Source organism: Herbivorax alkaliphila (genome assembly GCF_030848475.1).
Taxonomy (GTDB): domain Bacteria; phylum Bacillota; class Clostridia; order Acetivibrionales; family Acetivibrionaceae; genus Herbivorax.
On record NZ_JAVDDS010000005.1, the window covers coordinates 39,543 to 51,382 of the forward strand.

General features: G+C 32.6%; 6 protein-coding genes. 4 read left to right on the forward strand and 2 right to left on the reverse strand.

Annotated features, from left to right (window positions below; translation table 11 throughout):
* The first annotated feature begins 29 nt into the window (after positions 1 to 29).
* Genes RBH29_RS02785 through RBH29_RS02800 form a run of 4 tightly spaced genes read left to right on the forward strand, consistent with a single transcriptional unit; the run spans position 30 to position 8,428 of the window.
* Complete coding sequence (locus RBH29_RS02785) at positions 30 to 416, forward strand: DUF4280 domain-containing protein (protein WP_306694987.1); 387 nt, start codon at positions 30 to 32, stop codon at positions 414 to 416.
* Positions 417 to 466: 50 nt separating this feature from the next.
* Positions 467 to 904, forward strand: coding sequence for a type III secretion system chaperone family protein (locus RBH29_RS02790; RefSeq protein WP_306694988.1), 438 nt, complete (start codon positions 467 to 469; stop codon positions 902 to 904).
* Positions 905 to 963: 59 nt separating this feature from the next.
* Complete coding sequence (locus RBH29_RS02795) at positions 964 to 1,737, forward strand: GNAT family N-acetyltransferase (protein ID WP_306694989.1); 774 nt, start codon at positions 964 to 966, stop codon at positions 1,735 to 1,737.
* Between the two features lie 22 nt (positions 1,738 to 1,759).
* On the forward strand, positions 1,760 to 8,428 hold the full coding sequence (locus tag RBH29_RS02800) for a hypothetical protein (protein ID WP_306694991.1): 6,669 nt from the start codon (positions 1,760 to 1,762) through the stop codon (positions 8,426 to 8,428).
* 66 nt (positions 8,429 to 8,494) lie between these two features.
* Here RBH29_RS02800 and RBH29_RS02805 read toward each other — a convergent pair whose 3' ends face one another.
* Together RBH29_RS02805 and RBH29_RS02810 are read right to left on the reverse strand one after the other, a co-directional pair.
* Positions 8,495 to 10,699, reverse strand: a complete 2,205-nt coding sequence (locus RBH29_RS02805; protein WP_306694993.1) for an AAA family ATPase — start codon at positions 10,697 to 10,699, stop codon at positions 8,495 to 8,497.
* 2 nt (positions 10,700 to 10,701) lie between these two features.
* On the reverse strand, positions 10,702 to 11,835 hold the full coding sequence (locus RBH29_RS02810; RefSeq protein WP_459076750.1) for a D-alanine--D-alanine ligase family protein: 1,134 nt from the start codon (positions 11,833 to 11,835) through the stop codon (positions 10,702 to 10,704).
* Positions 11,836 to 11,840: the final 5 nt, after the last annotated feature.

Genomic DNA, 11,840 nt, shown 5'->3' on the forward strand with positions numbered 1-11,840 from the left:
ATTATTATTTTCTATTTGGAGGTGTTATTATGGGTATATGTGTATGTGGTGGTGCAATGCTGCAATGCAGCTTTGGAACTGCCCCCAGCAATTTCACTGTTACCCCTCAAAATAAAGTATTAACATCAATGCCTGTAGCCAATATAATGGATTACAAACCAATGGTTAATATTCTTCCATTTGGTATGTGTAATTCTCTTGCAAACCCACAGGTAGCATCAGCTACAGCTGCTGCTTTAGGTGTCTTAACTCCTATGCCTTGCATTCCAAACACACCAAGCCCTTGGGTTCCAGGTTCTCCCACTGTACTAATTGCAAATATGCCTGCACTTAATAACTCATCAAAACTTATGTGTACATGGGCAGGAATCATACAAATAACAAATCCCGGGCAAACTACCATTCAGGTGCCCTAGAGTGAATAAATAAAAGATTACAATAATTATAATTTTAAGGAGGAAAAATAATGTCAGAAAAAATTATTGATGTAGTACGTGAGATAGCTAAAGAAAATGGATGGGCTTTTAATGAAATAAACGATTTAATTAAAATTGATGTAGAAGGTAAAAATGGCACATGGTCATCCTTTTGCAAATGCCTTGAGGAGGAAAAGAAATTCATATATTATTCTGTTTTGTCAATTAAAGTTCCAAAAGACAAAATTTTAAGAACTGTTGAATTTATCACTCGCTTAAATTATGGACTTAAAATAGGTAATTTTGAAATTGACATGGATACAGGAGAATTCCATTTTAAAACAGCTGTTCAACTTATAGATAATACAAATTCACATGACATCATAGGCAATAACATCATAATAAACATACTTACCATGGATGAGTTTCTCCCATTAATAATGAAAATTATTTATTCCGACACTCCAATAAAAGACATTCTAGAATAAGACAAGGGGACGGTTCTCTTGTCTTGATTAGCTTTTTAAAAAAACTAAGGAGTCTCGATATGTCAACAAATATTATTCAGGTACCTACTGATAAAAGATATAAATTAAAAAACCTATTTAATGATGTATATGAATTTCCAATGATTAACTCAGTACTTGAAGGATACATGGGAAATGCATGGTCTGACAGTATAGACAACCCTTCTGTCTGTCAGCTTTCTCTTAGTGGTTATACCATTTTTGCCGGAGATTCCAAATGCCCTACTGCCTTAGGTTTAGTAAAAAGCTTAACCAATCCTGTAACTGTTTTGCCTTCTTCTCCTTACTGGAGTGAACTAATAAAAGTCCAGTATGATTCGAAAATATCTATAATAACCAGACATGACTTTACCCCAGACAACTTGAACTATGAACACGTAAAAGGTTTTCTAAGCAAATTACCTGAAGGATTCCAAGTTAAACCTATGAATGTGGAAATTGCTAAAAAACTACAAAAAGAAGAGTGGTCCGAAGACTTTATTAAAAACTTTAAATCTCCTGAAGATTTTTGCAAAAGAGGAGTGGGATATTGTATTATCCATAATGGTAATATTGTGTCTGGTGCATCGTCCTGTTCAATTTTTGCTGGAGGAATAGAAATTGAAATTGACACTAATACAGCCTTTAGAGGAAAAGGGCTTGCAACTACTGCTGCTGCCGCACTTATTCTATACTGCTTAGATAACAATATCTATCCTTCTTGGGATTCATCAAACCCTGTATCAATAGGTTTAGCTTTAAAATTTGGATACCGTATCAAAAAAACTTATCAAGTAACAAGAATTAACTGTTAAAACATAGTAAGGGGTGTTTTTTATGGCATTTTGGAATTCAAAACGAAAAAAAACTGCAAATAACAGAGACAATAATCTAACAAAAAATAATTTGCCGGCTGAAGCTTCAAGTCGCTCTGCAAAACTTGACAAAGAAGCTCTGCTACAGGCTTATATAGAGGCTGACAGCTTAGGTAAACAATCGGATAATGAAAAGAAAGATTCTGATACTCCAAAAAAACAATCTGGAATCTTTACAAGAGCCTGGAGTAGTGTAAAAAACTCTTTCAAAACTGCATCAAGCTTTTTTGGAAAAGGTTCTCTTACATCTGATTTGGTTGCTATGAAAAAAGCACCCTCTAATTTCATGGAATCATATCAGAATGAAAAAACTCCAGATTTTAAAAAAACAGACCAAGGTTTAAAAATTTTTACTCCTGACAAAGTCACCTCCAATAACCCAAATGATGTGGAAGAAACCCAAGTTCAAGTTAAACGAGAAAAAGCATCAATTAAACCTGATAGTGGGCCATTGAAAATAGATTTAGCAGATGGAGTTAGCTCCTTTGAAACTGCATCCTCAGTCCATAGTAACTTAAAAAAATTACAGACTCCGACATTAGATACCAAAGTTAGTAAATCCCACGCTAAAGAAATGAAAGATAAGGGAGAAGATGTTTTAAAGGCACAAACTAAAAAATTAAGTTTTTTTGCAAAGCTTGGCTCCTCTCTAGAAGTTTTATTTACAGGAGAAAAAAATTTTCGTACAGAAGATATGCTAATTGGAAGTTTCATTTTACTTGAAAATCCATCTGTTAGCATTAAATCCAAAGGTATCGCTGACATTGAGTCATATGATACTAAACTATTACTTCCAGGTATTAAAAATGTTAAAACTCCTGATAAAGTCAATTTACGTTACGATATTGCAAACAAAAAATATTTTGGAGATATTTCAGGCTTTGATTTAGATATTGAGCATGAAAATCTTGAATTTCAAATAAAAAATCTCTATTACAAATCCAGCGAAGGTCTATACAGTTCCGAAAATGCTATCCCAAAAATGTCTGTATTTGGTGGTCAATTTACTGGAGAAGAACCGCTAAAAAAATTCAGGTTTGACTTAACTGATTACACTTATGTTTTTCAACAAACTTACTTAGTAGCAAATAAAATGAATCTATTTGATTTTATCCAAGTTGAAAACCCTAGATTTATAGCTAATTATGCAAAAGGAAAATATAATTTATTCTTAACAAGAGGTGATTTCAAAATAGTACACGGTACCAAATGCAATGATCCACTTTCAAGTCCATATACAGACTTAAGTGGTCTCCCCAACCTTTCATATATAAACCAAGAATGGACAGATGGAATTGAAAATGGTTCAGCCCTCTTAAGATTTGGAAGCATAGATATAGAAGCAAGTGGTATTAATGCATACATTGAGGATAATTGTGCCACAATTTCAAAATCTGAAGCCTCAGAAATCATTGAACAGTCTGAGTTTAAAGGAGAAATTAAAGATTTACATCTAGATATTGACGGTTATTGCTGGAACTCCTTTAATCTACTATCTGAAAAACTAAATTTATTTGATTTGTTTGAAGTGGAGAACCCTGAGTTTACAGTTATTTATGACAATGAACAATACACTGATATATTATCTGACGGCAGTTTTAAAATAAAAAGTGGCAACGAAACTTCTAGTCCTATGGTTAACATTAATGCTGGTGAAAATACCCTTTTATATAATTCTGGTGAGTTTTCAGAAGGACTCTTGTCAGGAAATGCCAGGCTTAAATTTGGTAGCATCGATGTTGATGCATCAGATATAATAATTAATGCAGGTTCAAAATCTGCTTTAATCGGCAGTGCCAAAGCAACTGATAAAATACTTGACAGTAGTTTTTCAGGAGATATTACAGGACTAAACTTAAATACCGCTGGATATAATTGGGACTCTTTTGAACTTTCCTCTTCCCTACTTGACTTTGACGTTTTAAAAATAGACAATCCAAGATTTAAGGTTAACTATATTGAAGAAGATTATACATATGAATTAATGGAAGGATCCATTAAAATTAAAGGAAACACATCAAATCTACCCTTTGTAGAATTAGAAGGTACTAATTCACTTTTATACAGAGCAGGCACATTTACAATTGATCTCGACTCACAAGCTTCCATTCCGTTTGGCAATATCGATGTAACCTTATCAGAATTAGTTTTTGACACAAAAACCATGTCTTTATCTGCTTCTGCCAATGCATCACAAGAAATAGGCGACACCCCTTTTAAAGGGAATGTTAACGGTTTGATTTTAAGTAGCGACGGTTATAAATGGTCTTCCTTTGTTCTGTCTACAGATAATAAACTTAATTTATATGACATGTTTCATGTCAATAAAGCTGAATTTTCTGTTGAATATTTAAAGAAAGACTACACAAATTCTCTAACCTCAGGAGATTTTAAAATTAAAAACGGAAATAACTCAATGGCTGATATAGAAGGAACAAAAACTCTCTTATACAGAGAAGGTAAATTTTCAGGTGGACTTGAAGAAGGAATTTCAACACTTAAGTTTGGAAATATAAGTGTTGATGCATCAGATATAAAAATTAATACAAACTCAAAATCTGCATCTATTGGTGATGCAAAAGCATCTGAAAAAATACTTAAAAACAGTTTTAAAGGAAACATTAAAAATTTAAAATTAGCTAAAAAACAATATAAGTGGACCGAGTTTAAACTGTCCTCTGAAACCACTTTAAATTTATATGACTTATTTCAAATTGACAAACCTGAATTTTCAGTTGAATATAATGATGAAAAATACACTGATATTTTAACTTCTGGTAACTTTAAAATAAAAAATGGCAACTCGCCATTACCCTCCGCTGCTGAACCTATGGTTAATATAGATGGCGAAAAAACTCTTTCATATACATCGGGTAAATTTTCAGGTGGACTTAAATCTGGGACTGCCGAACTACAATTTGGTACCATATCAGTGGATGCAGGAGGCATAATAATAGATGCAGCATCAAAAAATGCTTCAACAACAGGTGCCCAAGCATCTCAAAATATTTTAAATACTCCTTTTACAGGAATTGTTCAAAACTTAAATCTTGATAAAAAAGGTTACAAATGGAGTAACTTTAAGCTTGGTGCCCCAAGCCTTAATTTTCTCAACATGCTTCATTTACTTAATCCTTTATTCTCTGTAGAATACGATAATAGTAATTATAATAATAAATTAACTTCCGGTAGTTTTAAAATTCTAAATGGTAATTTTTATGGTCCCAACCCTTGGGTAAATCTCGAAAATGTGGGGGACTTTATTTATAGCTCTGGTATATTTACAATTGATCTTAACTCTTCAGTTGCAGAACTTCAGTTTGGAGATATATCGGTAGAAGCTTCCCAAATGAGTGTGGACGAAAACTCAGGGTCAATTAATATGTCTAAAGCTTCCTCTTATCAATTAATTGGGGCAACCCCCTTTAATGGAGAAATCCAAGGCCTTAATCTAAATCAAATTGGATATACTTGGGGCGCATTTATGCTATCATCAACTGACAGTCTTAATCTTTTTGATATGTTTCTTATTAATAATGCTGAATTTTCTGTATTATATAACAATAGCAATTATATTAATAATTTAACTTCTGGCCGCTTTAAAATAAAAAACGGTACTGCTTCTTCATCAGAAAAAAATGATGAATTTGTAGATGTTGCCGGAAATAGTACACTTATGTATAGTTCAGGTATGTTTTTTAATGGATTTGATTCTGGAACTGCTAAGCTTAACTTTGGAAAAATATCTGTAGATGCAAGTGATATATCCTTTGATGCCAATAAAAAAATTGCACCTATTAAAAGTGCACCTGCATCAGCTAATATACTCAAAAACACTTTTAGCGGAAACTTTCAAGGACTGCATTTAACAGAAAAAAGTTATCTTTGGAACTCTCTTTATTTATCAGGAGACAGTTTCAATCTATATGACATAGTAAGAATTGAGAATCCCTTAGTTGCTGTAATCTACGACGATGGAGACTATACCGACTTGTTTTTATCAGAGGGTATTAAAATTATGAACGGCAAAAAAGAAGGTTCTGAGGATGCTAAAAGCTTTGTGGATTTAAATGGTGAGTGCACTCTAATTCATAGAGTTGGAAACTGGTCTGGAGGAATTGAAAATGGAAGTGCAAAATTAAACTTTGGCAGTATAACAGCAAATGCCACTGGAATAAATTTCAATTCTGGAAGCAAATCTGCATCTGTTGAAAATGCCTCTGCATCTGGCAAAGTAGCTGGCACAGATTTTTCAGGAAATATTACTAACTTAACTGTATCTCAAGGTAAATATGACTGGGATTCCTTCACCCTTTCAGCTAACAGTGTCAGTTTCTATGATTACATAAATATAACCTCTCCTAAAATGGATTATACTCAAAATAAGTCAGAAAACTCAAGTATAACTACAATAAGTGCAAAGGATGCTAAATTAAACATTGCAGGTTTTACAGCCAATGTTGAAGGTGGAATAACTGCACAAAAAACCGATTTTCAAAATGAAAGTGAATGGTACTTTAAGATAGGAAGTAAAAATAATGATGAAAGCATTAAAGAAGACGAAAGTGCAGACGGCAGTATAGAAGTAAGTTTTTGTACACTAAACTTCAATGCAACAAATGTAGAGTACTCTTCTTCAAATAAACTTTTTACAGCCGATCACTTTAAAGCCAATGCAAAATTTCTAGGTAGTGAAGCACAGGCTGATATATCAGGGTTTAAAGCTGGCAGCCAGGGCTTTGACTTTCAAGAAATTGACGCAACATTTAGTAATCTTAACTTTTTTAATGATACTTTTTCTATAAAAGAAGCAACTATAAAAAAAGATACTGAAAATCTTTGTGTCTCAGGAGCTTTTGACTTTGACTTTGCAGGATTAACAGGAGGTGCCTATAATGCTTCGGTAAACTTTGATAAAACTGGAAAGACAAGTGGAACGTTAAATGATTTTAAACTAGCCTGTTCCTTTTTCAACCTAAAGATTGGTTCTGCATCATTTAACGACAATGTTTTAAACATTTCAAATCTTGAAATAACAACTGGCTCAGGTAATCCTGAAGGAATTAAGGCTTCTGATAAAAAAGATGAAGCTCAATCCTTTTTTGGTGGAGCCTCAAAATATCTTCAATACATAGGTCTTGAAGGTTTTGGTCTAAAATTAGGACAGGTCACATTAGAAAATAATTCAACAATAAATGATGACGGTTCAAAAAATGAAAGCAAACTAAAATGTACTGCCAAAGGTTTATCCTTTATAGCCCCTGCCTTTGAGATTGACAAATTTGGCTTTAAGCTAAATTTTGATTTAGCAACTTTAAGTGGCTCATTGAAAACTCCTGAGTTTACTCTCCCAGATAATATTTTACCTCCTATGAGTTCAACCGAAATCAACGTACCTATATTAGGCATACCTTTTCTCTCTGCAAAAGGAGGAATAGAGTTATTTGGTTATATGTCATTATTTGGAGAAGGAAGCATTTTAAATCTCACCTCACAAACTAATTCAATAGACAGTCCTTCAATTTGGCAAATAAACGCTGATCTTGGTCTAAAAGGTATGGCTGGCATTAAACTCATAGCAGGTATTAAGGTAGGCTCAAAGTATATTGTTTCTTTAGAGGGTGGACTATATGGTGAAGCACGAATTGATCTTTTAAGTAAAGTTGGTATTTCATCTAACTTTGAATATAAAAATAAAGACTTTTTGTTTAAGAAATTGGAATTCCCCTATTCAACAGATGTTGACGTCACTATAGCTGGCGGAATATATGCAAAAGCAAGCGCATTTTATATGTTTGAAAAAAAATATGAATATGAATTAGCTAAATGGAATGCAGGATTATTAAATATTAAAGGAAACATTACAAAGGATGTAAACGAAGATGCTTCATCATTTATTAACGAACTAAAGACCGAATTCTTAAATTACAAAAAATCAGACAAAAAAATGATTCTTGATGTTACAAATGAAGATGGAAAAGCAGTCAAAAATGAATTGATAGAATTAAATAACTCTAAAGGAACCACAAAATTTGAAGATAATAAATCTTATATAAAAGAATCATTTGCAAACAAACTTAAAAAAATGAATGATGAATTTAAAGATGTGGAATCTAAGCATAAATCTCATAAGAACAAAATGTATAATCTCCGCTCTAAAGCCGCTATGTATAAATATAGAATAATAGTTGCCGAAGGACTTTTAGATGATTTCGGAAATCCAATCAATGAAAATGCAAAAAATGATACTAGATATGATAAGCTGACACAGTTAATGGGAAGCTCAAATAAAAAATCTCCTGATAGAAAACAAAAGTTTATTAACGACTGTAAAGAATCATATAATAAAAAATATCCTAAATTTAAAAAAAATCTTGATTTGGCAATGCATTATGGAGTATTATCTTCTTTTATACGAAATAAGGAATTCTTGATTAGAAAAACTCTTGAAAACCTTGATTATGAAGATATTAATATAAATGCAATTATAGACGACAATGATGAAGAATTTGAATTCATGTTATCAAACAACAATTATGATGAATGGAATGACATTACAGATGTGCCTCTTGAAAAAATAAAAGTAAAAAATATGTTAGACGGGTCTAGAGTTTCTAGCTACTCTGAGTAGAATGGTAAATGCAAACTAAAATAGGGTCAGGCTTGAATAATTTACTTATTCGAGCCTAACCCCATTTTATAGGTTATAGTATGGGCCTAAGTCATCTTTTAAAAGGGTCTTCCCTATCTTTCCGTACTCATACTTTAAGGCAGTTAAAATATGTCTCATTTCTATTTTTGTGCCATCATCAGCTGCAAGATAGGCTGAAAATAGGGCTATATTTTTTATATTGCTACCTGTAAGCTCAAATCTCTCTGCTAAAAAATCAAAATCAATATCTCTTTCAACAGGTGCCTCCTTAGGATAGACATTTTGCCAGATTTGTCTTCTAAAGTCGGGACCAGGAAATGGAAACTCTACAATAAAATTAATCCTTCTTTTAAATGCCTCATCAAAGTTTTGAATAAAATTGGTTGCAAGTATGGTAATGCCCTCATGTTCTTCAATTCTTTGAAGAAGGTAAGACACTTCCATGTTAGCATATCTATCATGAGAATCTTTTACTTCTGAACGTTTTCCAAACAGGGCATCCGCCTCGTCAAAAAACAATATCATACTACTCTCTTTTGCCCTGTCAAATAACTGTTGTAAATTTTTCTCTGTCTCACCAATATACTTACTTACCGTTTCGGATAAGTCTATCTTATATATTTCAAGCTGAAGCTCATTTGCCACTACCTGTGCTGCCATTGTTTTACCAGTACCAGGAGGCCCGTAGAGTAAAATACTAAGCCCTTTTCCATAGGGAAGTTTTTTATCAAAACCCCATTGATTTTGAACTATGTGATTGTATTTTACAAAGTCACATGCATTTTTCAAAAGCTTCTTTGCTTCACCTGAAAGTACGATATCTTCCCATTTAAACACTGGTTTTATAATTGACGCCATAGAGGGAAGCTTGTGTGATACCTGCTTAAAACAGGCACTATATAATGTCTTTTCACAAATCCCCTCATCATTTTCTAATAAACTCATATCTTTTGCTGTTTCAAGGGAGTTTTTTATAAGCCCTGGTGTAAATTGAAATTTATTTGCAATACCAGAAATGTCTATATCCCCCTTTAATTTATACTTCAAAAGCATTTTCTCCCATATGTTAAACCTTGACATATTCCCAGGGGTTTTAAACTCTATATCTATAATCTTATAGCCATAGAGTTCATCCTTTATATTAATTTCCTTTTCAGATAAAACAAAAGCTGTGTTTCCAATTTTTTCTACGCACTTTAATAAGGCATATATTTTTGTATAATCTAAGGTCTCTTCATCCTGTAAAACTTCAAGTTTAAAAAAGCAGAGTGCTGCACCATGAATTAAAGCTTCTCTGCAAATTGTATTCATGTTTGTTTCTATGCTTTCACCCGACCTTAATATTTTCTCCACATCAACAAAAAGTACAGTTTGTCCTAATTCTCTACATAAATGTTTTACTAAAAACTTCTTACCTGTTCCCCTTTTCCCTTTAAGATATAACAGCAGTTTTTGCTTAAATAGTCCTTCATTGCCTTTTATAATGCCCTTCATTGTATCTAACATATCCTGTCCCTCTAAAAGTTCATCTAAATCCTGATTAGGATAAAAAACATCTGCCATTTGAGATGCTTTTTCATCTTCAATACCTGTATCGAGAATAAAATTTAATATTCTTGAATTTAGTTTTAAGACCTTTGATAAATCCGATCTATCACTTGCTAAGTCATTAAGACTTGAAAAAAAATATTGATCCAATATTTTACGATCATTAATCATTGAAATAGCTTTTGGTACTGCCCTTGAATTTAATGTGTAAAGCTTTATAGCCAATTCCAATGTAGGAAGTCTCAGTGTTATATCATCCTGAAGAAATCCATAAAGTTTTTCAAACTTTCTATTTAACTCTACGGTAATGGCAAGCATAACACAGTGACGCTCAAAATGATTGAGATTAAATATAGTATTTATGTATACAAGGGGAAGGAATACCCCCTCTTTTAAACTTGCCCTAACTCTTTTATCTATAAATTCTTCTGCATACTCAATATCCTCACTGTAAATACAAGCACCCTCAACACTATCTGTATTTAGCTCCCCCCTTAATATATCAAGCACCTCATCTTTTGAAATAACCAGTCCTTTAAGCTGACTAAGATTTTCTGGAGAATTTTCTTCATGTTCAGCTTTGAAAAGATTTACAATTTTAATTTCATAAAACTTTAAAATATCTAAAAGATATTCTTCATTATTTTTATAGGGAACATCTAAAAGAGTATTGTCAAACCTTGAATGAAATAACCCCTTCATCCTTATTTCCCTCCTCTATTCCTGTTTAGAGCTGTCTTTACCATTTGGTCTAACAACTCACTTATATTAAGTCCACTAACTTCCCACATCTTTGCAAACACACTGTGTGCTCCAAATCCCGGCATTGTATTAACCTCATTAAAATAAAAATTTTCTTTGTCATCAATAAATATATCTATTCTCGAAAACCCTTCCAGCTGGAGGGCTAAACAAATGTTCCCCGCCATCTCTTTTAGTCTTGTAATACCCTCAGTTGAAAGCTTTGCAGGTATATCATCCTCTAACGCATTACTTCCAAATTTAGCATCATAATCTAAAAATTCATTACAGCAATTATACTTAGCTGGAAGACTTATTTTAATATCATCCCCCTCTAATATTCCAATTCCATACTCACTTATATTAAGCGCTTTCTCAATAAGAAGTTTATTGTCTAGTTCTAAACCACTTTCCACACTTAAAATAAACTGATCTCTGTTCTTAGCCATTGCTACACCAATAGAAGACCCTAAATTGGAAGGCTTAATAAAATTGGGATATGATAACTTTTTCTCAATTCTGTCTATACAATTATTTTTATCTTTTATCCAATCACTCTTTCTTATTACATCAAAATCAACAACAGGTATACCATGTGTCATACAAACCCTTTTTGCAATCTCCTTATCAAGTCCTATAGCTGAACCTAATATACCACACCCTGCATATGGAACATCTAAAAATTCTAAAAGCCCCTGTATTGATCCATCTTCACCATATTTTCCGTGCATAACTGGAAAAACTATATGATATTTGTGGCTCAAAATATTATCATAAAAATCGCTTTTATTTATTTGACTATGTGAATTAAATAAAGAAAATGTCTTAAGTTTTTCTAAAAAGCCCCGGGGCATTTTCTCATTCTCATCAAATATTGATATCTCCGGGTTGTTGAGAAATTTTGGAATCAGCTCTATGAATTCCTCTGGAGTGGAAGGTTTTCCATCTTCCTTAATGTAAACAGCATGGATGTCATATTTTGAACAATCCATATAAGCTAAAACATATAAAGCAGACTCTACAGAACCTATGTGTTCAGATGTCTTTCCTCCAAATACTACTGCTACTTTTATTTTATCAGCCATTTTAACCTCCATTAAAA

Bases quoted from the DNA above. Each gene is read 5' to 3' on its own strand.
- RBH29_RS02795 (WP_306694989.1), top strand. From the start codon at position 964: ATGTCAACAAATATTATTCAGGTACCTACTGATAAAAGATATAAATTA.
- RBH29_RS02805 (WP_306694993.1), bottom strand. From the start codon at position 10,699: ATGAAGGGGTTATTTCATTCAAGGTTTGACAATACTCTTTTAGATGTT.
- RBH29_RS02785 (WP_306694987.1), top strand. From the start codon at position 30: ATGGGTATATGTGTATGTGGTGGTGCAATGCTGCAATGCAGCTTTGGA.
- RBH29_RS02800 (WP_306694991.1), top strand. From the start codon at position 1,760: ATGGCATTTTGGAATTCAAAACGAAAAAAAACTGCAAATAACAGAGAC.
- RBH29_RS02790 (WP_306694988.1), top strand. From the start codon at position 467: ATGTCAGAAAAAATTATTGATGTAGTACGTGAGATAGCTAAAGAAAAT.
- RBH29_RS02810 (WP_459076750.1), bottom strand. From the start codon at position 11,835: ATGGAGGTTAAAATGGCTGATAAAATAAAAGTAGCAGTAGTATTTGGA.